19 protein-coding genes are annotated in these 24,641 nt (G+C 68.8%); 10 read left to right on the plus strand and 9 right to left on the minus strand.

The window, feature by feature from the left end; genetic code table 11:
* Window positions 1–8: 8 nt before the first annotated feature.
* On the minus strand, window positions 9–1,151 hold the full coding sequence (locus tag AC3IF3_RS11440; protein WP_243972782.1) for a mandelate racemase/muconate lactonizing enzyme family protein: 1,143 nt from the start codon (window positions 1,149–1,151) through the stop codon (window positions 9–11).
* Window positions 1,152–1,207: 56 nt separating this feature from the next.
* Complete coding sequence (locus AC3IF3_RS11445) at window positions 1,208–2,173, minus strand: Bug family tripartite tricarboxylate transporter substrate binding protein (RefSeq protein WP_243972781.1); 966 nt, start codon at window positions 2,171–2,173, stop codon at window positions 1,208–1,210.
* 135 nt (window positions 2,174–2,308) lie between these two features.
* Between AC3IF3_RS11445 and AC3IF3_RS11450 the strand changes: the two genes are divergently transcribed.
* Complete coding sequence (locus AC3IF3_RS11450) at window positions 2,309–3,025, plus strand: GntR family transcriptional regulator (protein ID WP_279598630.1); 717 nt, start codon at window positions 2,309–2,311, stop codon at window positions 3,023–3,025.
* A gap of 17 nt (window positions 3,026–3,042) precedes the next feature.
* Here AC3IF3_RS11450 and AC3IF3_RS11455 read toward each other — a convergent pair whose 3' ends face one another.
* Complete coding sequence (locus tag AC3IF3_RS11455; protein ID WP_489216465.1) at window positions 3,043–4,152, minus strand: enolase C-terminal domain-like protein; 1,110 nt, start codon at window positions 4,150–4,152, stop codon at window positions 3,043–3,045.
* Window positions 4,153–4,349: 197 nt separating this feature from the next.
* Between AC3IF3_RS11455 and AC3IF3_RS11460 the strand changes: the two genes are divergently transcribed.
* The 3 genes from AC3IF3_RS11460 (at window position 4,350) to AC3IF3_RS11470 (ending at window position 9,644) form a co-directional block, all read left to right on the plus strand.
* Window positions 4,350–5,633: an MFS transporter gene (locus AC3IF3_RS11460; protein ID WP_489216467.1), complete on the plus strand. Its 1,284-nt coding sequence runs from the start codon at window positions 4,350–4,352 to the stop codon at window positions 5,631–5,633.
* A 215-nt stretch (window positions 5,634–5,848) separates the two neighbouring features.
* Window positions 5,849–7,426 (plus strand): ABC transporter substrate-binding protein, encoded by a 1,578-nt coding sequence (locus tag AC3IF3_RS11465; protein WP_489231282.1) that lies wholly within the window; start codon window positions 5,849–5,851, stop codon window positions 7,424–7,426.
* Between the two features lie 25 nt (window positions 7,427–7,451).
* Window positions 7,452–9,644: a N,N-dimethylformamidase beta subunit family domain-containing protein gene (locus AC3IF3_RS11470; protein ID WP_489228819.1), complete on the plus strand. Its 2,193-nt coding sequence runs from the start codon at window positions 7,452–7,454 to the stop codon at window positions 9,642–9,644.
* An 18-nt stretch (window positions 9,645–9,662) separates the two neighbouring features.
* On the opposite strand, the gene AC3IF3_RS11475 is transcribed toward AC3IF3_RS11470, so the two are convergent.
* The 3 genes from AC3IF3_RS11475 to AC3IF3_RS11485 all read right to left on the minus strand — a co-directional run bounded on the left by AC3IF3_RS11475 (window position 9,663) and on the right by AC3IF3_RS11485 (window position 13,656).
* Complete coding sequence (locus AC3IF3_RS11475) at window positions 9,663–10,961, minus strand: aspartate aminotransferase family protein (protein WP_243970051.1); 1,299 nt, start codon at window positions 10,959–10,961, stop codon at window positions 9,663–9,665.
* Window positions 10,962–11,377: 416 nt separating this feature from the next.
* A complete protein-coding gene (locus AC3IF3_RS11480) occupies window positions 11,378–12,286 on the minus strand; it encodes an amino acid ABC transporter substrate-binding protein (protein WP_243970049.1) in 909 nt (302 codons plus the stop codon).
* A gap of 47 nt (window positions 12,287–12,333) precedes the next feature.
* Window positions 12,334–13,656 (minus strand): aspartate aminotransferase family protein, encoded by a 1,323-nt coding sequence (locus tag AC3IF3_RS11485; RefSeq protein ID WP_243970047.1) that lies wholly within the window; start codon window positions 13,654–13,656, stop codon window positions 12,334–12,336.
* A 119-nt stretch (window positions 13,657–13,775) separates the two neighbouring features.
* Between AC3IF3_RS11485 and AC3IF3_RS11490 the strand changes: the two genes are divergently transcribed.
* The gene (locus tag AC3IF3_RS11490) at window positions 13,776–14,762 is read left to right on the plus strand and encodes a LysR substrate-binding domain-containing protein (RefSeq protein ID WP_243970045.1); all 987 of its coding nucleotides are present in this window, start codon (window positions 13,776–13,778) and stop codon (window positions 14,760–14,762) included.
* Between the two features lie 143 nt (window positions 14,763–14,905).
* On the opposite strand, the gene AC3IF3_RS11495 is transcribed toward AC3IF3_RS11490, so the two are convergent.
* Window positions 14,906–16,186 (minus strand): NAD(P)/FAD-dependent oxidoreductase, encoded by a 1,281-nt coding sequence (locus AC3IF3_RS11495; RefSeq protein ID WP_489228822.1) that lies wholly within the window; start codon window positions 16,184–16,186, stop codon window positions 14,906–14,908.
* A 201-nt stretch (window positions 16,187–16,387) separates the two neighbouring features.
* Here AC3IF3_RS11495 and AC3IF3_RS11500 point away from each other — a divergent pair, with 201 nt between their 5' ends.
* The 5 genes from AC3IF3_RS11500 (at window position 16,388) to AC3IF3_RS11520 (ending at window position 21,638) form a co-directional block, all read left to right on the plus strand.
* Window positions 16,388–17,455: an ABC transporter substrate-binding protein gene (locus tag AC3IF3_RS11500; RefSeq protein ID WP_243970041.1), complete on the plus strand. Its 1,068-nt coding sequence runs from the start codon at window positions 16,388–16,390 to the stop codon at window positions 17,453–17,455.
* Between the two features lie 17 nt (window positions 17,456–17,472).
* Window positions 17,473–18,630: an ABC transporter ATP-binding protein gene (locus tag AC3IF3_RS11505; RefSeq protein WP_489228825.1), complete on the plus strand. Its 1,158-nt coding sequence runs from the start codon at window positions 17,473–17,475 to the stop codon at window positions 18,628–18,630.
* Window positions 18,630–19,463, plus strand: a complete 834-nt coding sequence (locus AC3IF3_RS11510) for an ABC transporter permease (RefSeq protein ID WP_489231283.1) — start codon at window positions 18,630–18,632, stop codon at window positions 19,461–19,463. Before AC3IF3_RS11505 ends, AC3IF3_RS11510 begins: the two co-directional genes overlap by 1 nt.
* A gap of 2 nt (window positions 19,464–19,465) precedes the next feature.
* Complete coding sequence (locus AC3IF3_RS11515) at window positions 19,466–20,236, plus strand: ABC transporter permease (RefSeq protein ID WP_243970035.1); 771 nt, start codon at window positions 19,466–19,468, stop codon at window positions 20,234–20,236.
* A gap of 151 nt (window positions 20,237–20,387) precedes the next feature.
* Window positions 20,388–21,638: an NAD(P)/FAD-dependent oxidoreductase gene (locus tag AC3IF3_RS11520; protein ID WP_243970033.1), complete on the plus strand. Its 1,251-nt coding sequence runs from the start codon at window positions 20,388–20,390 to the stop codon at window positions 21,636–21,638.
* Window positions 21,639–21,782: 144 nt separating this feature from the next.
* Here the strand turns inward: AC3IF3_RS11520 and AC3IF3_RS11525 are convergent, their stop codons facing one another.
* Window positions 21,783–23,171 (minus strand): amidase, encoded by a 1,389-nt coding sequence (locus AC3IF3_RS11525; protein WP_489228828.1) that lies wholly within the window; start codon window positions 23,169–23,171, stop codon window positions 21,783–21,785.
* Window positions 23,172–23,185: 14 nt separating this feature from the next.
* Entirely contained in the window at window positions 23,186–24,634 is a 1,449-nt protein-coding gene (locus AC3IF3_RS11530) for an amidase (protein ID WP_243970029.1), read from the minus strand.
* Window positions 24,635–24,641: the final 7 nt, after the last annotated feature.

Below are 24,641 nucleotides of genomic sequence, written 5' to 3' on the forward strand. Positions count from 1 at the left end.
GGCGTGCCTCAGGCGGCGCGGTAGCGGTCGATCACGGCGCGGTCGACCTCGACGCCGAGGCCCGGCGCGGTGGGGACCGCGACCTTGCCGCCGACCTGACGGATCGGCTCGAGGGCGAGGTGATCCCGGAAGGGGTTCTCCTCCTGCTCGAACTCGAGCATCGGCGCGACCGGGAACAGGCAGGGGGGCTGATCGGGGATCGAGGCGAGGAAGTGGATGGTCGCGGCCAGGCCGACCACCGAACCCCAGGCGTGGGGAACGCACTCGACGCCGTGGGCGGTCGCCATCGCGGCGATCTTCTTGCACTCGGTGATGCCGCCGGCCGCGCACACGTCCGGCTGGACGATGTCCATCGCCTTGCGCGCGATGGCGTCGCGGAAGCCCCAGCGGGTGAATTCGTTCTCGCCGCCGGCCACCGCGATGTCGAGGGCGCGGGTGACCTCGATGTAGCCGTCGAGATCCTCCGGCGAGATCGGCTCCTCGAACCACTCGATGCCGAGTTCCTCGAGCCGCCGCCCCATGCGGATGGCGGTCGGCACCGTGAGCGAGTGGTTGGCGTCGACCATGAGGCGGATGTCCGGGCCGATCGCCTCGCGCACCGCCGCCACGCGGGCGATGTCGCGCTCGATCGAGCCGAGGCCGATCTTCATCTTCACGGCCTTGAAGCCGGCCTCGACGTAGCCGCGCGCCTCCTCGACCGCCTCATCGACGAGGCGGTCCATGTCGGTGAAGTACAGGCCGGTCGCGTAGGCGTCGACGCTGGTGCGGAAGGCGCCGCCGATGAGCTTGTGCACCGGCTTGCCGACGCTCTTGCCGATGATGTCCCACAACGCGATGTCGATGCCGCTGATCGCGGCGATCGACATGCCCTTCGGCCCGTAATCCTTGATCCGGTTGTAGAGGTCCTCCCAGACGACCTCGACGTCGAACGGGTCCTGACCGATCACGCGGGGCGCGAGCTGCGTGTCGATGAACGCCTTGGCGACCGCGGACGGCCCGTAGCACTCGCCCCAGCCGACGATACCGTCCGCCGTCTCGATCTCCACGAGGCAGGTGCCGCGGGTCTTGTACAGCCAGCCGCGGGAGGAGGTGAACGGCCGCTTGATCGGCGTGGTTACGACATGGCAGGTGATGGTCTTGATCTTGGTCACGCTATCCGTCCCGGTCTCTGTTCAGATCGTTCGAGCGCTCGGAGAAGCGCGGCGGCTCAGGATTTGAAGACCTTCTCGGCCACGATCCTGATCGACTGCTCGACCCGATCGACCTCGGCGGTCAGCGCATCGCCGGTCAGCGGCGCGATCAGGAAGGCGTTGCGCGCGGCGAAATCCGTGAAGCGCTGGTCCCCGATCGCGGCGCTGAAGCCGTCTGTCAGCTTGGTGCGCACCTCCGGCGGGAGCTTGGCAGGGGCGACCACGTAGGCCATCTGCACGACCGGGCCGAACGGGAACACGTCGTAGCCGCGCTCCTCGAAGGTCGGAACGTCGGGGAACTGCGGGAGGCGCTCCTTGGCGAACACGCCGAGGGCTCGCACCAGGCCCTGCTGCAACTGACCGAGCGACTCGGCGGGCTTGAGCACCGCGGCCTGGATCTGCCCACCGGCGAGGTCGGTGATGACCTTTGCCCCGCCCGTATACGGAGCGTTGATATAATTGACGCCCGCCGCCCGGGCGGTCATCGAGGCGAAGATGTGATTGAGGTTGTAGTTGCCCGGCGTGCCGATCGACACGCTGCCCGGGTTCTTCTTCATATGAGCGAGAAAATCGTCGAGCGTCTGGTAAGGGCTCGACCCGGGGACGAGGAGCATCAGCGGGTCGATCGAGACCCGGGCGATGTGCGTGAACTGACCACTTTTGAGGGGCGTCTTGCCCTCGGCCATGTAGGCCAGCGTCGAGCTCGTCCCCATGCCGAGCGTGTAGCCGTCGGGGTTCGCCGTCGCCACGCGTCGCATCCCGATCGCGCCGGTGGCGCCGGGCTGGTTCTCGATGATGATCGTGATGCCGCGCTCCTTGAGCAGCGGCTGCAGCCCACGCGCCAGGATGTCGTTCGAGCCGCCCGCGTTCCAGGGTACGACGAACGTGATCTCCCGCGCCGGGAAGCCAGACTGAGCCAGTGCGATCCGTGCGCCAAGCCCCCCCAGGGCAAGGCCTCCGACGAGGCTACGGCGGGTCAGCATGGCGTTTCTCCCGTCTTCGTTGTTTGTTATAACGATCGAAGGCGGCTAGGATGTCAAGCGGGGTCGAACCGGTTCTCGCGGATCGGTCCCGATCCGCGATGGGCGGGTTGTTCAAGGGGCAGGGGGGCAACGGGGTTGAGACAGGTCGAGCGACTGCCCCTCTGGGATCAGGCCTACGCGGAGCTGCGAATAGCCATGCTCGGCGGCCGGTTCGGGCCGGGAGAGCGGATCCTCCTGCGCGAGGTCGCGGCTGAACTCGGCATCAGCCTCACGCCGGTCCGCGATGCGGTCAACCGACTGATCGCGGAGCACGTGCTCGAGCGCGGCAGTTCCGGCCAGGGCGGGGGCGCCGTGGTTCCGCGGATGGACGTGGTGCGCTTCGACGAATTGCTGACGATCCGCTGTGACCTTGAGGGTCGAGCCGCGGCCCGCGCGGCCGAGCGCTGCGCATCGGGCGACCTGGGCGTCCTCGACGAACTGCTCGCCGAGATGAAGGCTCTGATCCGGGCCCAGAACCTCAATGTGTACCTTGATCTGCACCGGCGCTTCCACTTCGAGCTCTACGCGCTCGCGCGCATGCCGATCCTGGAAGGGTTGATCGAGAACATCTGGCTGAGGTGCGGTCCGGTCCTGACATACGTCATCCCGGACTACGTGCTGCTGGAGAAGGGCAGCGATCTGCATACCGCCGCGCTGTCGGCCCTGCGCGCCGGCGATGCTGACGCGGCGGCCACGGCGATACGACAGGATATCCGCGAGGCAGGCCGCTACATCGTCGGGCTCGCGGACGCCGCTGGGCTCATCGAAAACCCGGCCGTATGCCACCGGCCACAGGCGCACGCGGCATCATGACCGGGATGGACGAGCCCTCACGTCAGGTTGGCCGTGGTTTTAGCCCGGATGAGATCGCGGTCGATCTCCGCGCCGAGCCCGGCCGCCGTAGGCGCGTGCACCATGCCGGCGGGATCGACCGCGATGTCCGCGGCAAGCCCGTACTTCTGCGCCGCATCCGGCAGCAGCACCTCGAAGAACTCGGTGTTGCGGATCGCCATGATGACGTGGAGGTTGGCGACGTTGTTGAGCGAGTTGCCGCCGTGGTGGACCTCGAAGTTCATCCCGAAGGCTTCCGCGAGATGGGCCGCCTTGACGAGCGTGGTGATGCCGCCCTTCACCGCCACGTCGCCGCGCAGGAAATCGGTGGCGCGCTGCAAGATCCAGGGCGCGTAGGACTCGAAGCCGGCCTGCGGATATTCGGTCGCCATGATTGGAACATCGAGCTTGGCCTTGAGCTTGACGTAACCGTAGAGGTCGGAATCCGCGAGCGGATCCTCGTACCAGTAGTAGCCCGCCGCCTCGATCGCGCGGCCGACCCGCAGCGCCTGCTCGTAGGTATACCCCCAGCAGGCGTCGAGCATCAGCGTGAACCCGTCACCCATCCCGGCCCGCACCGCCTCGCAGATCGTGATGTCGTCGCGCCAGACCTGGGGCGGGTGGATCTTGTAGGCGCTCCAGCCGGCCTCGCGGTACGCGTGCGCCTGCTCGACGTAGGCGGCGGCCGAGTCGAGGATCTGCGAGCTGGCGTAGGCGGGTATCCGGTCGCGATAGGTGCCAATGAGCCGGTGGATCGGCAGTCCGGCGACCTTGCCGGCGAGGTCCCACAGGGCGACGTCGAGCGCTCCGATCGTCCGGACGGAGGCGGCGCGCACGCGCGCCCACAGCTCCTGGTTCAGGCGCTCGCGATCGAGGGGATCGCGCCCCATGAGCACCGGCTTGAGCACTCGCACGAGAAGCGGTGCGTCGAGATCGGCCGGTCCGTAAGCTGAGCCGAGGAAGGCATGCCCCTCGACGCCCTCATCGGTGTGGATCGTGACGAGCCCGAGCTGGCTGCTGCCCACCGCACGCGCCGTGCGCCCGGAGTAGCGCGTCGGCGGGATATCGTCCCAGCCGAACAGAGTGACCGTGACATCTCGTATGCGCATGGCGTCGCCTCCGGCCCGGGACCACCGCAGATGCGGCTTTCGCTCTCCGGCGCGTTCGGGCCATCGCCTTTCTAAAGCCGCCGCGACCAGCGCGTCGAGACGCTGGCCGGCCCAAAGACTGGGAGGAAACCGTGAGCAACCCGTCGACGACGGCTGACCCAATCGGCCGTGAAGCTCTGCGTAGGATCAGCCTGCGGTTGCTGCCATTTCTGGCGCTGAGCTATCTCGCCAACTACATCGACCGGGTCAACGCAGGCTTTGCCGCCCTGCAGATGAACCGGGAGGTCGGGCTGACGGCGAGCGCCTTCGGCTTCGGCGGCGGTATGTTCTTCATCGCATACCTGTTGTTCGAGGTGCCGAGCAATCTCGCGATGGTCCGGGTCGGGGCGCGGCTGTGGCTCGCGCGGATCATGATTACGTGGGGGCTGGTCTCCGGGGCGATGGCGCTGACGTCGGGCCCGGTCTCGTTTTGCGTGCTGCGCTTTCTACTGGGCGCGGCAGAAGCCGGGTTCGTGCCCGGCGTGATCCTGTACCTCATGCAGTGGTTCCCGGCCCGGGAGCGGGCACGGGTCATCGGCCTGTTCATGGTCGCAAGCCCCGTGGCCGGCATCGTCGGCTCGCCCATCTCGGCGGCGCTGCTCGGGTTTGACGGCTGGCTCGGCCTCTCGGGCTGGCAGTGGCTGTTCATCGTCGAGGCGATGCCCGCCGTGGTGATCGGCCTCGTCGGCCTCGTCTGGCTGACTGACACGCCGGCGCAGGCAGGCTGGCTCGAGCCGGAGCACAAGGACTGGCTCGCGAGCCGCCTCGCTGCCGACGCGGCCGCACGGACCAGCATCGAGAAGACCACCGTCTGGGCGGTGATGGGCGACCGCACCGTCCTGGTGCTGTCGTTGATCTACGCGGGCCAAGCCACCGCCAACGCCGGCCTATCGTTGTGGCAACCGCAATTCCTGAAGTCGTTCGGACTCTCGACGACGGAGGTCGGCCTCGTGAACGCGATCCCGTTCGCGGTCGCCGCGCTAGCGATGTACGCGGGCGGCCGGAGTTCTGACCAGCGCGACGAGCGCGTCTGGCACACGGCCGTCCCGACCGCACTAACGACGCTGGGCTTATGCCTCTGCCTCGTCCTGCACGGATTGGCCCCGACCGTGCTGTTGCTGTGCCTCGCCCTGTTCGGCGTCTCGGCGTCGCGCGGCCCCTTCTGGGCACTCACGACCGAGTGGCTGTCCACGCGCGCGGCGGTCGCGGGGATCGCTCAGATCAACGCAGTTGGCACCGGAGCGAGCTTCTTCACGAGCTGGGCGACGGGGGCGATCAAGGATGCGACTGGAAGCTGGCCCCTGGCGCTGCTGCCGCTCGCCGGCGTGACCGCGACGGCCTCGGTCGCCGTCATCCTGCTCGGACGCCCGACACTCTCGGCGACGCCGAACCGATCCGAGCCGCACGTGAAACCGACGACACCCGTGGCGGTCGAGCCGTGAATGGCGTCCGCTTTTGTAGCGAACCTTCTCCGAAGCGGACCTGCGGCTTTCGGCCAGTTGGAGACATCCATTCGGCGACACGAAGCCGATGCCCAGGGTAGCGTCGAGATCAGGTCTGGCAGCGCCGTTCGGGTTTTGCGGGCTTGGCGGCTGATCGGCATGCTTCTTGTTGAGCGCTCGCGTAAGCGCGAACGAGGCAGATCATGATCATGGGGATGCGGCGGCGTAGGTTCCTCCAACTCGCCGGCGCGGGCCTCGCGATGCCCGCAGTCGTCCGGGCTGCTGTAAAGGACCGCGTGCTCCGCTTCGTCCCGCAGGCCGACCTCGCCCTCCTTGACCCGATCGTCACCACCGCCTTCGTCACGCGCAACCACGGCTTCATGGTCTTCGACACCCTGTACGGGGTCGACGACGCCTACGTGGCACGTCCGCAGATGGTCGCCGGCCACGTCGTCGAGCAGGACGGACTGCTCTGGCGGCTGACCCTGCGCGACGGACTGCGTTTTCACGATGGAGAGCCAGTGCGCGGGCGCGACGTCGTCGCGAGTCTCAAGCGTTGGGGCTCACGCGATCTCTACGGCTTCGACCTGATAGCCGCTATCGACGAGATGACGGCGCCAACCGACGATGAGGTGCAGATCCGCCTCAAGCGGCCCTTCCCAACCCTGCCCGACGTGCTCGGCAAGGCCAACACCAACATGCCCTGCATCATGCCAGAGCGCTTGGCGAAGCTGGACCCGTTCAAGCCAGTCCCCGAGGTGATCGGCAGCGGACCATTCAAGTTTCTCGCCGCCGAGCGAGTGCCAGGCGCGCGGAACGTCTACGAGCGGTTCGCTGCGTATGTTCCGCGCGAGGATGGGACCCCAAGCTTCCTCGCGGGTCCGAAGGTCGCTCACCTTGATCGCGTGGAGTGGCGCACGATCCCGGACGCCGCTACCGCCGCCGCCGCGCTGCAGACCGGCGAGATCGACTGGTGGGAGCAGCCAATCCCCGACCTCGTCGCGTCGCTCGCCCGCGACCGCGACCTGCGCACCGAGGTGCAGGACGAGGCGGGTTTCCTCGGCCTGATGCGCGTCAACCACCTCCAGCCGCCGTTCAACAACCCCGCCTTACGCCGGGCCCTGCTGATGGGGCTCAGCCAAGCGGACGTGATGACGGCGGTTGCGGGCGACGACCCGAAGATGTGGCGGGACGGCATCGGCTACATGACCCCGGGGCCGATGACCAACGACGCGGGGATGGAGCGCCTATCCAGGACGCCGGACCTCGCCAAGGCCAAAGCCGCCGTGCAGGCGTCGGGCTACCGGGGTGAGCGCGTGGTATTCATGGCGCCGACCGACTTTGCCAGCATCAACGCGATGAGCGAAGTGACGGCCGACATGTTCCGGCGCATCGGCCTCAACGTCGACTACCAGGCGTTGGATTGGGGCACCATGGCGCAGCGCTGGGGTTCAACGCAGCCCGTCGAGGCAGGCGGGTGGAGCGCCATGTGCACCTTCACGACCGCGGTCAGCACGATCACCCCGGCCGACAACAAGTTCATCCGCGGCATCGGCACCAAAGGCATATACGGCTGGCCGACCAGCACGGCGTTGGAGGCAATGCGGGACGAGTACCTCACGACCACCGACCAAACCGCGCAACTAGCGATCTGCCGTCGGCTGCAGGAGCAGGCCTTTGAGGAGGTGCCCTACCTGCCGCTCGGGATTTTCTTCCAGCCGACCGCGCGGCGCGGCACCGTGACCGGGCTGATGAAGGGTTTCCCGCTGTTTTACAACGTCCGCAAGGCGTGACGCGGCGGGACCGAAGGGTGACGGAATGAGCGACGTGGCGCCGGCTGAACTACCCGTTACGGGCTACCTGTCCCGCTTCTCCGGGCGGCCCGGCGACACGCTCTTGGTCCACGTCAGCCTGCGTGACGGGGGTTCATACCGAGCGCAGCTGGAGCGGATCGTCTCTGGCGACCCGAACCCGGACGGTCCGGGCCTTCACATCGAGGATCTGTCCACCTTCTTTGACCGGACCGTGCCCGGACGCCGACAGCCGATCCGGTCCGGGTCATACGGGCTGGTGCCGGCCGGACCGGACCGGGATGCGTCCGCGCCCTGTACGTGGACCGCCGTCGTCTGGGTGGCTCGGCAGGGTGACACGCGCGCCGTCCTCTCCGAGGAGGACGACGATCATGCAGTCGTCCTCTCGTTCGGCCGAGCGGGCGCGACCGCTTCGATGCGGTGGGCGGGCGGCCGCGTCGATCTCGCCGCGGATGTCCCGATCCAGCGGCGGCGCTGGTACCGGATCTGGCTCGCCGCCGACCCGCGGACCGGCGCGCTCACCCTCGGGCAGCGGGCGCTCGATGGCGGCGAACCAATCATCCGGCGCGCCGACGATGCCGGGCTCGCGCTTCCCGCCGGGGGGCCTGTGCTGTTCGCGGCTGAGCGGGCAGCGGAGCCGGCGCGGCACTTCACCGGCAAGATCGAGGCACCGGCGATTTTAGATGGTCATGTGGCCGACTGGCTCGACCCTGGCCGCCTCCCCGAAGACGTCACGCCACTCGCTCTCTGGGACTTTGCGCAGGACATCGGCGGGACCGGGCTCATCGACACCGGGCCCCAGGAGCGTCACGGCTGCGCCATTAACCTACCCACCCGCGGCGTGGTCGGGGCGTTCTGGAGCGGGCGCGAGACCTGCTTCCGCCACGCGCCCAACGACTACGCTGCCATCCACTTCCACGACGACGACCTTGATGATTGTCGGTGGGAGCCCGACTTCGAGCTGACGATTCCCGACCTGCCGAGCGGCGCCTACGCCCTGCGGCTGACCTGTGCTGGTGGGGAGGACCGCCTGCCGTTCTACGTCCTGCCGCGCCGGGACGGCCCGCGGGCGCCGATCGCGTTCCTGGCCTCAACCTTCACCTACCAGGCCTATGCCAACCATGCGCGCGGCAACTTCGACGACAGGCTCCGCGCGCGGGCCGCCGCCTGGGGAGCCTCACCCTACAACCCGGACGACTTCCCGGTCTACGGCCGCTCGACCTACAACCGCCACGCCGACGGCAGCGGCATCGCCTTCTCGTCCCGCCTTCGGCCGATCCTGACGATGCGGCCGGACTACCTGACCTTCGATGACCCAAAGGGCTCCGGCCTGCGGCATTACCCCGCCGACACGCACCTCCTCGCATGGCTCACCGCCAAGGACTTCCCGTTCGACATCGTCACCGACGAGGACCTCGACGACGAGGGCCCCGACCTTATCCGGCCCTATCGGACGGTCCTGACAGGTTCGCACCCGGAATATCACACCCCGGGCACGCTCGACGCGCTGGCGGCCTACACGGGCAGCGGCGGCCGCCTCGTGTACCTCGGGGGCAACGGCTTCTACTGGCGCATCGCCCGCCATCCCGACATGCCAGGCGTGATCGAGATCCGGCGCGCTGAGGGTGGGATCCGGGCCTGGGAGGCCGAGCCCGGCGAGTACCACAACGCCTTCGACGGCGCGCTGGGCGGCTTATGGCGGCGCAACCGTCGGCCGCCGCAGTCGCTGGTCGGCGTCGGCTTCTCGGGCCAGGGATTGTTCGAGGGCACCCACTACCGCCGGCTGCCGGCCTCGTACGAGGCCGCGCACGCCTGGATTTTCGAGGGGGTCGAGGGTGAGACGATCGGCGGGTACGGCCTGTCCGGCGGCGGGGCGGCGGGGTTCGAGCTCGACCGGGCCGACCACGACCTCGGCACCCCGGAGGACGCGGTGATCCTCGCGGTGTCGGAGGACCCGCCGAGCTCGTTCGTGACCGTGCCGGAGGAGATGCTCACGCACGTTTCGACCATCTCGGGCGAGGAGCCTGAGGAGCTCAAGCGGGGCGAGATCGTCTACTTCGAGACCCCGTCCGGGGGGGCGGTGCTGTCGGTTGGTTCAATCACGTTCTGCGGTAGCCTCTGGCACGCGGGTGCGTTCCAGGGCCAAATCTCGCGGCTGCTGGAGAACGTGGTCCGGCGCTTCTCGCGCGACGAGCCTTGAGGGGCGCAACAAGAAATTTCACGGGACGGCGTCGGCCTCGTCCAGACGCGCTGCGGCCGCGCGGTAGGCCGCGCGCGTGTCGGCCACATCCCGTTCGTCGTGGGCGAGTGAGACGTACATCTTACCGTCGCCCTTCAGGATTCCACCCGCCCGCAACAGGCCGTTGAGCTGCCGTGCGCGCACGGCATCTGCCCCTGCCATGCCTCGATGATCCGTCACCCGCGACGTCGTGAAGAGCGCGTCGAACATCGGCGGCTCGCCCACCATCGTGATGGCGTGCCCCGCCTCACGCAGCGCCGCCTCAACGCTGGCCCAGATGGCACGCCCTGTCGCGAACAGGTGCTCGTACGCTCCCGGCTGCTTCAGGAGCGCCAGGGCGGCCAGCCCCGCCGCGGCAGCGATGGGGTTGCCGCTGAGCGTACCGATCTGCGGCGTGAAGCCTTCCGGCTCGACCCGCTCGCGGTCGAAGTGCGCCATGATCTCGGCTCGGCCAGCGATCGCCGCAAGCGGGTAGCCGCCGCCGATCACCTTGCCCAGCGTGCACAGGTCGGGCGTGACGCCGTAGTAGGTCTGGCCTCCGCCGTAGGAGAGGCGGAAGCCGGTCACGACCTCATCAAAAATCAGCACGATTCCGTACTCGGTAGTGAGGTCGCGCAGGCCCTGTAGGAAGCCGGGCGCGGGCGGGATCAGACGCTGCATCGGCTCCACGATCACGCCAGCGATCGCGTCGTGGTGGGCGTGGATCATCTCGCGCGCCGCTGCGAGGTCGTTAAATGGACACACCAACATCTCGTCGAGCAGGCCGGGCGGAATGCCGGCTGTGTCGGCGACGGCGCGCCCAGTGTTGTTCTCACGTGCGGACCACAGGCTCATCAGGGCCCAGTCGCTCATGCCGTGGTAGCCGCCCTCGAACTTAAGGATCTTGGGCCGTCGCCGATGGGCGCGGGCGAGCCGCATGGCGTAGGCGTCGGCTTCGGTCCCGGTGGAGACAAAGCGGACCTGCTCGGCGCAGGGCAGCGCTTCGACGATCTCGGCCGCGAGCCGGATGCCGGGTTCGTTGTTGACGAAGAAGGTCGAGCCGCGTTCGACTTGTTCCAACACGGCGGCGTTCACGGCTGGGTGGGCGTGTCCGACGAGCATCGGCCCCGACCCGAGCAGGTAGTCAATGTACTCGTTCCCGCTGACGTCCCACACGCGTCCGCCACGGCCTGAGCGCACGACGATCTCTCCGGCCATGTTGCCGAAGTTGCCCCCCGGCAGGACGCGTCGCGCGATCTGGACGAGCGACTGCTCCTCAGCGTTGGTCGGCGTGTTCAACCTGCACTCTCCGGGGCTATCGACGTCGCTGCCTGGCTGCACTGTCGCATCAGGAGGCCGACATCGTGAGAACACGTGCGCAGGGTTCGTGCCAAGGCGAGGGCTTGCCTACCTCGGCTGAATGGTCATGCGCCCGAATGCGGATCGGCGTGGAGCCGTCCGCGTAGGGAGCAAGTGTCCGGCACTCCTGAACCAACTGCGTGGCCGCGGACCCGTGATCTGCCCGCCCCCCGGCTTCGCGCCGTCAACCGACATCGGCTCGCTTCCCGAAACCGGCCGTTCGGCTTGGCGCCCATTGCGGCCATTTAGCTGCCCCAGTCAAAAGCTCCGGAGCGGACGTTATTACGGGCTAGGCTGTAGGTCGGGATCACGCCACAACCGCACCTTCATCCTCCCGATAGGGCCGGATTTCACACTCAAGGTTTCAGTGCGTCACTTGGGTTTGTGACGCGGAACTGCAGCGCTTCGCTCATCGGCAGGTCCAGGTTCTGTCCGGCCGGCGGGATCGGCGTGAGGAACCACCGCTCATACAACTTGGCGAATACGCCGGAGGCCATCTGCGCTTTTACGGCTCCATCGACGAGCGCCTTGAATTCGGGATCTTCGCGCGGGAGCATGAGGCCGTAGTAGTAGTCGGCGCCGGACGATGCTGGCAGGAACGCCAACGCTGCGGGATCCAAAGCCGTCGCCCGCGCCCCGGCGAGCAGGACATCGTCCTCGTACCACGCCGCTGCTCGGCCGGTGCGCAGCATCAGCAGCGACTCGGCGTGGTCGCGCGCCTGGAGAATCGTCAGATCGAGCCCGTCCGCGACGTTCAGCTTCTGCGCCAGAAGCATGTTGAGCGAGCCTTGTGTGATCACCACGGTGCGGCCCCGCAATCCGTTCACTTCTGCGATCCCGGACGCCCGCAGGGTGAGCCAGCGCGGCTGGCTGACGAAGGTCGCGACGGAGAAGGCGACCTGCTTCTGCCGCTCGGCCGTGTTCGTCGTGCTGCCGCACTCGATGTCCACCGTGCCATTCTGGAGAAGTGGGATCCGGTTCGAGGCGTTCACCGCGACGAAGGCGGTCTTCAGCTCCGGCAGCTTGAGTTCTGTTCGGACCCGCTGTGCCACCGCCGCGCAAAGATCAAGCGACATCCCGACAGGCTTCTGATCCGGACCGAGATAGGAGAATGGGATCGACGCCTCGCGATAGCCCAATGTCAGCGTGCCCGAGGACCGGATCTTCTCGAGCGTCGGGCTTGCGGCGATCGCCGCCCCGAGGCCGGAGACGATCGCCAGGGCTGACAGGGCCGGACGGAGAGCACACGCGAGCTTGGGCGTCATGAGGGTGTCTCCAGGCGACAGGACATTGGATCTTGAAGCGCTCGCCTTCAGGCGGTGCTACCGGCCGCGGTCTCGTCGAGGCTCTCGCGCAGTGCCGCCTCGAGGATCTCGACGGCCCGGTCGATCTCAGCGGTGGAGACCGTGAGCGGGGGGGCGATCCGCCAGACCGAGCCGCGCTCGGGCCGGCGACGGATGTTCATGCTCAGGCCTTTCTCGAAGCACTTGCGCGTCGTCAGCGCGCCGAGCGCATGCGCCGGGCTGCGCGATTCCCGATCCATCACCAGTTCGACCCCGATGAGTAGACCGAGCCCGCGCACGTCGCCGATCACCTCGTAGCGCTGTTGCAGATCTTCGAACCGACCGCGCAGATAGGCGCCCATCTCGTTAGCTCTAGCGACGAGCTTTTCCTGCTCGATCACCTTCAGAACCGCGAGGCCGACCTCGGCGGTGAGCGGGTCGGAGACGTGGCTGGTGTAGTAGGTGAAGTGCTTCTCGTGAATGTCTACCTCGATCGCGGCGGTGGTCGCGACTGCCGCAAGCGGCAGGCCTCCGCCCAGCGTCTTAGACATCGTCATGATGTCCGGCACGACGTCGAAGTGCTCGGCGCCGGTGCGCGTGCCGATCCGGCCGAAGGCGGTCTGCGCCTCGTCGAAGATCAGCAGCATGCCGCGGGCATCGGCAGCCTCCCGCAGGGCGACCAGGAACGAACGGGGCGGCACCAGCACGCCGCCCGCGCTGATCACCGGCTCGACGATGATCGCGGCGCCCTTGCCCGCCGACTGCATGTCGTAGAGCTTCAACGCGAGATCGAGATTGGCGAGCGCCGCCGCCTCCTCGTCCATCCCCGAAAAGTAGGGGCGGTAAGCGTTGGGCTCGGGGATGACGAACACGCCGGGTGCGGGCACGCCGTAGCCCTTGCGGTCGCTGGCCATCGAGACGGAGCTTGCCCCGCCGGTGATGCCGTGCCACGAACCGCCCAGCGCCAGGACCTCGTACCCGCCGGTGTACATCTTGGCCATGCGAAGGGCGACCTCGGTCGCCTCGGAGCCGGTGTTGACGAAGATCGTCTTCGTGAGGTCGCTCGGCAGCCAGTCGCGGGCCAGCACCTGGGCGAGCTCGGCCACCACTTCCGGGATCATCCCGCTGAAGAAGTGGAATGCCTTCTCCCCGGCCCGGTGGACCGCCTCGACGATGGCGGGATGGTTGTGACCGATCGTGGCGCACATCTGACCGGAGGTGAAATCCAAATACTCCCGTCCCTGGCTGTCGGTGACGACAGTGCCCCTGGCTTTCGTGAAGAGATTCGGGAAGGTGTCGCCGCCGTAGCGGACCAGATGGTCCTTCGCCGCCGCCTCAAGGGATCCGCTCATCGTCCGCTCCATCGGCAGGGTGCCGGGATCGGGCCTGCTCCGAAGCGGCGCGCGTTGCGGCCTCGGTTCCGGCACCGGCGTTGCGTGGTGTCGGAAGCACTGTTAGGTCCGAGGTGCCGATGAGCGCCAACGCAAAAAACTCACCGGCCGCTGAGGCTGGCTCACCGGCAGATCCGGGGCGACGCAGAACGCCGCCGCTGCGGGCGCTTGCGGCGTTTGAAGCCGCGGCCCGGCACGGCAGCTTCGCGAAGGGCGCCGACGAGCTGGGCGTCACGCCTTCGGCGATCAGCCATCAGGTTCAGCAACTGGAGGACTTTCTCGGCATGCCGCTGTTCCGGCGGCGCGCGGGCCGTGCCTTCCTGACAGAGGGGGGCAGGACCTACGCCGTCGAGATCGAACACGCGCTCAGTATCATCGCAGGTGCGACGGAACGGGTCGCCCCACAATCCCAGCGCGAGCCCCTCGTCATCGCATCGGGGCCGAGCTTCGCGGCAAAATGGTTGCAGCCTAGGCTGGCGAATTTCCTCCGTTCCCACCCCGAGGCGCGGATCCGTCTGTCTACGTTATCGGATCGCGACGACATCGAGACGGAGCGGTTCGATCTTGCCATCACCTACGGTCGACCGCCACAGACGAACCTGGGCGTCGAGCCGCTCCTGATCGAGCGGCTGCGCCCGCTGTGCAGTCCCTCACTCGCCGATTCGGTGGGGCTGTACACACCGCGAGACCTGGCGACCACGACCTTGATCCATTCCGTCAACGCGTTGACGTGGGCGCACTACCTGCGAAATGTCGGAGAAGGGGCTCTACGCCCGCGCAACGAGATGTGGCTAGACCGTTCGGTGATGGCGGTGGAAGCTGCGGTCGCTGGCCTCGGCGTCGTTCTGGAGAGCGAGGTCCTGGCGGCGGATGAACTTCGTGACGGCCGGCTGATCGCTCCCTTCAAGGATCATGCCTTCGAGGTGGAGACGACATCGTACTTCCTTGTCAAACCGCGCGGGGTAAAGCGCGGGTCACTGGCAGGCCCGTTCGAGAGGTGGCTGCGGGGTGCGATCGCGGCAGAAAATCTCACCGCTCCGACAATTGATGAGGCGGTCGGCGGGTAAGCACCAGAAGCGGACCTTGAACTCCGGTCGAAAAACAGATCTTCGGCTTTGCGTTCATTTCTGGCGTCCAAGCATATGCGCCCGGATCCCAGAAGCAGTCACCGCGCGAACCTAGAAAAATGGCATTTGCCCTGATGGGCTCCTCATTTTCGTGCGGCCAACCTATCCTGGAAGCGCAGCCAACCGAATACGACCGGCATGAACCAGGCTTTGCCGGAGACGAGCGGCACCCATCGCGGTGAACGGAAGTTTAGCGCTGAGCGTCCCGCCTGTTCGTTCAAGACCTGGAGCGCCGCCTTCTGCCCGGCCCATCGCGCCCACACCACGCCCGAGCCGCAGTAGCCCGCCGCGTAGCGGCGCCCGTTCTGCGCGAAGATCCGGGGGACCATATCGCGGTTCATGGCGACATTGCCGTACCAGCTGTGCTCGATCGCGACGCCGTCGAGTTGAGGGAAAATATCCGCGAGCGCGCGCCGCAGACTCGCGGTCGGCCACTCCGCATCGCCGGCGATCGTTCCGTCGCGGCCCCCGAACAAGATGCACGTCCCGTCGGGCGAGGGCCGGTAGTAGTAGTGGAGCTTGCGCGTCTCGGAATACATCATGCGGCTCGGCATTAATTCGCCCATGAGGTTGGCCGAGAGCGGCACCGTCGCGATGATGCGGCTGCGCACGGGCACGAGCCGGCTGCGCAGCCATCGGTCGAACCGGTCCGTGTAGCCGTTAGTGCCGACGATCACGTGGCCGACGCGGACTGCGCCCCGCGCGGTCAGGACCTCGTAGCGCCCGGCCTCCCCCCGGATGCCGAGAACGGCAGTCTCGCCGTGCACGACGGCGCCCGCGTCCCGGGCGAGGCGGAGCATCGCGGCGTGCAGCTTCGCGGGATGAAGGCCGCCGATGTCCATGCGGACGTTGCCGCCGTGGTAGAACGCCGAGCCGATGAAGCTGCGCTGCTCAGCCCGCGCGACCGGGTGGGCCTCGATGCCGAACGCGCCGCGCAGGTGATCGGCCTCCCGCGCCAGGCGCTCGTAGTCGGCCGCGCGGGAGGCACCCGCGAAGCGGCCGACGAGCTTGAAGTCGCAGTCGATCCCCTCCTCGGCGATGAACCGGTACAGGTCCTCGCGCGCCACCTTGGACTCGGCCACCAGGGCGCTCGCACGCTCGGCGCCGAACCGCCGCGTCAGCTCGGCGAGCGACGGGCGCAGGTTCCCGCTCGTGATGCCGCCGTTGCGGGACGAGGCGCCTTCGCCGGGCCTCTGCCGGTCGAAGACCTGAACGCTGCGGCCGGCCCGGGCCAGCGTCAGCGCCGCGGACAGCCCGGTATAGCCCGCGCCGACGATGACCACGTCGGCGGTGCCGCGCACGGGCAGAGGGTCCGAGGCGGCCAAGGGTGCCGCCCGCCACCAGTACGGCTCGTTCCTGATCATGGACGCTCTCTGCGACGGCCGGCGGGACGATGATCCGGGCCCTGGCGTGAGTATGCAAGCGCCGGGCTCGACCGCGGACCACCCGCGCAGCCCTCCGCGTGTGCGACACGTCGTAAATGCGGTCAGGATTGCCCGTGATTTTCGCTAGGCGAACAGTATTTCCCGCGCCTACACTCCGCTCCGAGGTGATGGGAGCGCGCGGTGCCGAAGCTGTCCACGACCCCGACGCGGCGCGGCCTCATGGTGGGTGGCGCGGCCTTGCTCGCCATGCCGGCCGTGATCACGAACCCCGCCCGGGCCACCACGCAACTGCGGGTGAGGACGCCCGGCGGCTCCTTCGACGAGATCAAGCGCAGGACCGTCTACGAGCCGTTCCTGAAGGAGACCGGCATCGAGATCGTGCCTGTCCCGAGCACGGTGGGCAAATTGCTCGCCATGTACAAGGCCGGGCAGGTCGAGATCGACTGCATCGACACCGGCAACGACGCCAACCTCATGCTGGAGGAGGCAGGCGCGCTCGTCCCGATCGACTACGGAGCGTTTCGGTATACGAAGCTCGAGGACATCGATCCGAGCTTGAAGCTCAGCCATCAGGTCGGCTCGTTCGTGTACGCGTTCGTGCTCTGCTACCGGACGGACGTGTTCAAGCCCGGCTCCGAGCCGAAATCCTGGGCCGAGTTCTGGGACACGCGGGCGTTTCCCGGACCGCGCACGCTGGCTGGCATCGAGTCCGGGGCCCCGAACCTCGAGATTGCGCTCCTCGCCGACGGCGTTGCGATTGACAAGGTCTACCCGGTCGACATCGAGCGCGCCCTCAAGTCCTTAAGCCGGATCAAGCCCAGCGTGCCCAAGTTCTGGGACACCGGCGCGCTGTCCGCGCAGATGATGGCCGACAAGGAGGCCGTGCTCGGCGTGCTCTGGAACACCCGCGCCCAGGCCTCGATCGACGGCGGCGCGCCGCTCGGCATCCAGTGGAACCAGAACCAAGTCCTGGTGCAGTCCTACGCCATACCCAAGGGGGCTAAGGCGCCAGAGGCCGCGCTCAAGTTCATCGACTACTCGATCAGCGAGGACGTGCAGAAGCGCTGGCTCGCCGAGTACAAGGCGATTCCGGCCAACACCAAGGTCTACCCGCACACATCGAAGCTCCTGCTCGATCCCGCGACCGGCACACCCTGGACCGTGTCGAAGGGTTTTAAGAACGACATCAACTGGTGGTCGGCCAACCGAACCAAAGTGAGCCGCGCTTGGTCAAACTGGGTGCTGTGATCGGACAGGACGCGACCGTGCCGGGCGCCGTCGGCCTCGCCCGCCCGTGCGAGCGCGCGGCGGCCGCCGTCACGGAACCGGCCGGTAAGGTGCTGGAGCTCCAGGGGCTGACCAAGATCTACGGCTCCGAGACCGTCGTGGACCGCTTTGAGACCCGCATCCAGGCGGGCGAGTTTTTCTCGCTGCTCGGCCCCTCCGGCTCGGGCAAGACCACGACCCTGATGATGGTCGCGGGGTTCGCGTCGATCGACGCCGGGCGCCTCCTGGTCGACGGAGTCGACCTCGCGGCCGTGCCCCCCGAGCGGCGCGGCTTCGGCATGGTCTTCCAGAACTATGCGATCTTCCCGCACATGGACGTGTTCGAGAACGTGGCGTTCCCGCTTCGCGCGCGTGGGATGCCGAAGTCGCTCGTGCGCGAGCGGGTCGCAGCAGCGCTCGACCTCGTCCGCCTCGGGCACCTGTCTGACCGCTACGCGCGCCAGCTCTCGGGCGGGCAGCAGCAGCGTGTGGCGATCGCCCGGGCGATCGTGTTCCAGCCGCCCGTCGTGCTCATGGACGAGCCCTTGGGCGCCCTCGACAAGAACCTCCGCTACGACCTGCAGGTCGAGATCAAGGAGATCCAGCGCCGGCTCGGCATGACCGTCCTCTACGTCACCCACGACCAGGAGGAGGCGATGAACCTATCCGATCGCGTGGCGATCATGAGCCGCGGCCGCGTCGAGCAGATCGGCGCGCCTCGCGACGTCTACGAGCGCCCGGCCAACGCCTTCACCGCCTGCTTCTTAGGCGAGGCAAACCTCCTGCCGGGCAGGATCGTGACGCCCGGCCCGGGCCGCGTCGCGTTCCAGCTGGAGGACGGCGCGGTGCTGCACGCGGACGAAGCGGCGACGCTCGCGGCGGGCGGCGAGGGTCAGCTGTTCGTGCGCCCGGAGAAGCTGACCCTGCACCCGTCGGCCGATCCGCCGCGAGAGGGGGTCAATCGCCTGAGCGGCACGGTGCGGCGCGCGTCCTTCCTCGGCAGCGTCGTGCGCTACGCGGTCGAGATGGGCAGCGGCGCGTTCGTGACCGCCGACGCCCCGAACGTAGCCGCGCATCACCACCCGGAGCTGGGCGAGCGCGTCGCCCTCGCGTGGTCGCCAGCCGACACGGTCATCCTGCCGCCGGACGCGGCGTGATGGGACGGGACCGGACGTGGCTCCTGCTCCTGCCCGCGCTCGGCCTGCTCACGCTGCTGTTCCTCGCGCCGCTCGCCTGGTTTCTGGCGCGGACCCTGTTCATCGAGACGGCGCCCGCCGAGGTGCCGGAGCTCTTCGTCGACGTCCTCACCGCGCGCTCCATGCAGGTCGCCGCGCTCACGACGCTCTGGGTCTCGGTCCTCGTCACGCTCGCGACGCTGGTGATCGGCTACCCGATCGCATTCTACCTGGCCAATCACCGCGGCTGGCGCGCCGCGCTCGTCGTGTTCTGCGTGATCGTGCCGTACTTCACCAGCGTGATCGTGCGGACCTACGCGCTGACCGTGGTGCTCGGCCGCAGCGGGCTCATCAACGAGCTCCTGGGCGCGTCGGGGCTCATCGCGGCGCCCCTCGCGCTTCTCTACAACACCTTTGGAATCGTGGTCGGCATGACCTACGTGCTGCTGCCCTACATGGTCCTGACGCTCTACGCGACCATGAAGGCGATCGACCCCAGCCTGCTGCGGGCCGGGCGCGCCCTCGGGGCGAGCCCGCTCTACCTGTTCCGGCGCGTCTATCTCCCGCTGTCGGTCCCGGGGATCGTGTCCGGCTCGCTCATCGTCCTCATCCTAGCGCTCGGCTTCTTCATCACGCCCGCCCTGATGGGTGGGCCCAGCGACGTCACCGTCGCGATGCTGATCGAGCGAGCGGTCGAGATCCTGATCGACTGGCCGAGCGCGGCCGTTATGTCGGTGGTGCTGCTCGTAGCGACGCTGATCCTCTTCGCGGTCTATGCCCGCGTGACGGATCTGCGCCGCATGATGGGTGCCTGAGCGTGCGCGCCGCGCTGCCGCTGTTCGTCGGATGCGCCTGCCTGCTCCTGATCCTGCCGATCGCCATCGTGGTGGTGCTGGGCTTCAGCGGCGGCACCCTCCTGCGCTTCCCGCCCGAATCCCTGTCGCTGCGCTGGTTTGCGGCGTTCCTCGGCGATCCGGCTTGGCGCGCCGCGCTCTCGTCCAGCCTCGCAATCGGCGGCGTGGCCTGCGTCGTCGCCACCGGGGTCGGGTTCCTGGCGGCCTACGCGCTCGTGCGCGGCGCGTTCCCGGCCAAGCGGCTGATCCTGGCCGTCGCGCTCCTGCCGATCGTCTCGCCGACCGTCGTCACGGCGATCGCCATGTACTACGCGTCCGCGCGCCTCGGGCTGGTCGGGAGCGTGATCTGGGTCGGTCTGTGCCACGCGGTGATTGCCTTCCCGGTCGTCCTGCTGATTCTGTTGTCGGCGCTGCAATCCGTCGACCTGCGCCTGGAGCAGGCGGCCCTGAGTCTGGGCGCAAGCCGCACCCGGACGCTGCGCACCGTCGTCGTGCCGCTCACAGCACCCGGCCTCGCCTCGGCCGCCCTGTTCGCGTTCCTGACATCCTTCGACGAGCTCGTCATCTCGCTCTTCCTCACCGACGCGGCCACGCAGACCCTGCCGGTGCGCATCTGGAACAGCCTGCACATGCAGGTGGAACCGACGGTGGCGGCAGTCAGCGCGTTCCTGATCGGCGTCACGGGCGTGATCCTGGGCGTCGACGCGCTCCTGCGCCGGCGCCGGGACGCCTGACCCATGCACGGGATCCCCCGGCTCCCACGATCCCGCCCGCATCGCACGGGCGACGCGCGCGGTCCGCGGTCGCCGCGGCGAGATCCGAGCGCGATCCCCTCGGCCGATCTCGGTCGGGCCACCGCCTATCCTCGGACGCCGGAGACGCCGCATGAGCGATGAGAACACCGCGATCGTCCTCGGCGCGGGCGTGGTCGGGCTATCGACCGCGCTCTACCTCCGGCGCGCCGGCCGGGACGTGACCGTGATCGATCCGCTGCCGCCGGGCGGCGGCGCCTCCTATGGCAACGCCGGCATGATCAGTGCCGACACGGCCTCGCCGATCGCGATGCCCGGCATGCTGCGCCAGGTGCCCGGGTGGCTCCGGGATAAGAAGGGCCCGCTGGTCGTCCACCCCACCTATCTCCCCACCGCGCTGCCTTGGCTGATACGCTGGATCAAGGAGGGGCGGATGGATCGCGTCCTCGCGATCTCGGACGCGCTGCGCGCCCTGCACAAGGACGCGTTCGCCTGCTGGCAGAATCTGATCGGACCGCAGGTGTTCGGCGAGCTCGTCCGGCGCACCGGCCAGATCCAGGTCTGGGACGGCGAGGGCGAGAGCGCGGGCGCGCGCGTCGAGCGGCAGATCCGCGAGCGGCACGGCATCGAGGCGCAGGTGCTCGGGGCCGACGACCTGCAGCAGATGGTGCCTGGCATCTCCCGCGCCGTGCGGCGCGCGCTCCTCGTGCCCGGCAACGGCTACACGATCAGCCCCGCCCGGCTCGTCGGGGCTCTAGCGGACCGGCTGCGCGGGGAGGGCGCCACGATCGTGGCCGAGCGGGCCCTGAAGCTCATCCCGCGCGAGGGCGGCGGCTTCACGGTCTGGACCAACGTCGCGAACCGGGCCGGCGCCGACGTCGTGGTCGCCGGCGGAGCGTGGTCGAAGGCGCTGCTCGACCCGCTCGGGGTGCGCGTGCCGCTCGAGACGGAGCGCGGCTACCACGCCATGCTGCCCACGCCCTCGATCGAACCGCGCTACACGATCAGCTACAAGTCGCGCGGCTTCGGGGTGACGCCGATGGAAGGGGGCCTGCGCGCGGCCGGCACGGTCGAATTCGCGGGCCTCGACGCCCCGCCGGACGAGACCCGCGCCCGGATCCTGGCCGAGCACGCGCGCGCGCTCTTCCCCGGCCTCACCCACGGGGAGCCGCAGCTGTGGCTCGGGTTCCGGCCCTCGCTCCCGGACACGCTGCCCGTGCTCGGTCCGGTCCCGCAGCGGCCCGGCCTGCACCTCGCGTTCGGCCACGGCCACTACGGCATGACGGCCGGCCCGCCGAGCGGGCGCTTGGTCGCCGCGCTCCTGGCACAGCGCGCTGCCCCGATCGATCCGTCACCCTACGCGGTTGATCGCTTCACATCCTGATCGCAGGCCAGGGGGCTCGCCTCGAAATGGACTGGGCGGCGGTGACGCTGACCGATCTAAAGCCAGAGCATCGGGCATGACGGAAGAGCCGCGCCTGCTCCGGCCGCAGCCCCCAATAAATCGCTGAGAACACCGCACACCCGATTAGGCGAGGACCGGCCGTAGCGCCTCAGCCATCCAGCAGGCGATCGCGGTCATCCGCGCGTCGGTACCGGGCTGACCCACAACTTGGATGCCCATCGGCAGGCCGCCCACGGCTGTGAGGGGGGCCGTCACTACAGGCGCGCCGAGCAGCGAACTCGGCGTGTTGAACACCGAGTCCCCCGTCGGGCGCTGCGAGAGCGGCTCGCCGGGACGGTCCCCCGACCAGGGCGGCGCTGGTCCGGGCGAGGCTGGCGCGATCAGAGCATCCACGGTGGGTGCCAGCGCCGCGTACACGGCGCGCACGCCCTCGCGCCGCCGCAGCAGATCCTGGTAGCCCTCGACGCCTAAGCGCTCCGCAATCGCGACCGTGGCCTTGGCCCGTTCGCTAACGCCGTCCGGATGCTGGGCTACAAGGTTGCGCATCGCCCAGTGGTTCTCCCAGGCCGTGATCGTGTTGGCCATCTCGCGCACACCGACGAGGGCGCGCTCGAAGCGCTCGATCGCGGGCTCTTTCGTGCGGCGCAGCACCGTGACGCCAGCGTCGGCCATCTGCGACACCACGGTTTCGAAGGCGCCCCGTGACGCGTCGTCGAGCGCCTCCCAGCCTTCGGTCTCCATTACCGCCACGGTTAGCGGCCGGTGTGGACGGGGCGGATCCGCGGGGCCCGCGAGCGGCGCGCCACCCGGATCGCCGCCGGCCCGGTGGGCGATCTCGATCGACACGCGCCACATGTCCTCCGCGCAGGTCGCGTGCACGCCGTGCGTGCTCATGCTGGTCGCCTGTCGCTCGCCGCGGTTGATCGCTCCCTGGGACGGCTTCAGGGCCCAGTTGCCGCAGTAACTCGCCGGCCGGATGATCGAGCCGCCGACCTGACTGCCGATCGCAGCCGGCACCATCCCCGCCGCGACCGCGGCGGCCGAGCCCGAGGACGAACCGCCCGGCGTGCGCGCCGGATCGAACGGGTTCGTCGTCGCCGGCGGGTGCGTGCCGCCGAGTTCGGCCGTGGTGGTCTTGCCGAGGACCACCGCCCCGGCCTCGCGCAGCGCCCAGACCGCAGCGTTGTCGCGTCGGGGAAAGTTGCCCGCGTAGGCCGCGCAGCCCATCTGGGTCGGCATGTCGCGCGTCTCGAGGAGGTCCTTAATCCCCATCGGCATACCGTCGATCGGCGAGAGTGGCCGCCCGACCCGCCAGCGCGCGCCGCTGGCGTCCGCGGCCTCCCGCGCCCCGGCCTCGTTCACGACCACGAAGGCCCGTACCACGGGCTCGCGCTCGGCGATCACTGCGAGGCAGCGCTCCAGGTAGGCTCGCGGGGAATCGGCGCCCGAGCGGAACGCCTCCGCGGCGGCGTCGAAGCCCGGGGTCCGGCGGTTCGGATCGTAGGGGGCCATCTCTGCTCCTCGGGTCAGTCGAGTTCCGGCAGCGGCGGATGCCGGTCTGCCCAGGGCATCGCCCGCTCGAAGGAGGCCGCGACCTGCAGCAGGCGGGCATCCTCGCCGACGCGTCCGACGAGCTGGATCGCGACCGGCAGTCCCGCTTCGTCGAACCCGCAGGGCAGGCTTACCGCCGGGTTGCCGGTGAGGTTGAACGGCATCGTGTACGGGTACCAGGCCGCGCGCAGGTTCGGCACGGCTCTCCCGTCGATCGTGATCGGCCCGAAGAAGTCCTGGTCGATCGGCAGGGCCGTGCGCGACAGGGTCGGCGTCGCCAGGATGTCGATATCCGAGAACCATGCCTGCACCTGCCGGTAGAGGGCGGTGCGCGCGAAGATCGCCGCGTAGAGCTCGGCCGCCGAGACGTCGCGCACCCGATCCATCTGCCGCACGAAGGTCGGGCACAGGATATCCCGGTGACGCGCGAGGTGGTGGCCGAACTGCGCCATGCGGTACGCGCCGTTGCTGACGAACCAGAGAGATTCCGGGTTCTCGAACGGAGCCTCGTGCCCACGCGTCTCGGCCCCGAGATCTGCCAGGGCGGCAACTGCCCGCTCGCAGGCGGTGAGGACGTCGGCCGCGACGTGCGCATTGCCCAGTCTCGGCCGCCAGCCAACCCGAACGCCGCGCAGGGCCTTCGTCCCCGGAGACAAAGCATCCAGCGCCGCACCGAAGCCCGGCTGCGGCCGGCCTGCGCTGAGCGGATCGCGGGAGTCGGGTCCGGACATCGCGTCGAGCATCAGCGCCGTATCCAGAACGGTGCGCGTCATCGGCGTTACGTAGGAGATGTTGCCGAAACAGTCCTGCGCGTACTCCTGCGGCACCACACCGAGCCCCTGCTTGAAGCCGACGACGCCGTTGCAGGCGGCAGGGATCCGGGTCGAGCCGCCGCCGTCGGTGGCGACGCCGAGCGCAGTCAGCCCCGCCGCCGCAGCGATGGCCGCCCCGCCGCTGGAGCCGCCCGACGTGCGGCCGGCGTCCCAGGCGTTGCGCGTACGCCCGAACAGGGGCGCCTGGGTCAGGCATTGCTGTCCGAATTCCGGCGTGGTGGTCTTACCGACGACGATCGCGCCGGATGCCTTCAGGCGAACCACGACCTCCGCGTCGGTCTCCGGCACGTGCTCGGCGAAGACGCGCGAGCCCCAGGTGGTGCGGATCCCGGCCGTTGGAACGAGATCCTTGATCGAGACCGGCAGGCCGTGCAGCGGCGCCAGCGGCTCTCCGCGCATCACCGCGGCCTCCGCCGCCCGGGCGCCGGCGAGCGCCTGCACCTCAGCGACGGTGATGAAGGCGTTCAGCACCGGCTGCGCCCGCGCGATGCGCGCGAGCGTCGCCGTCATGAGCTCCACTGGCGACAGCCGCCGCGTTCGGATCAGTGCGGCGAGTTCTGCCGCGGGCGTGTAGGCAAGGTCGTCCGCCATGATCCCG

It is taken from the genome of Methylobacterium sp. J-118, from assembly GCF_057836565.1.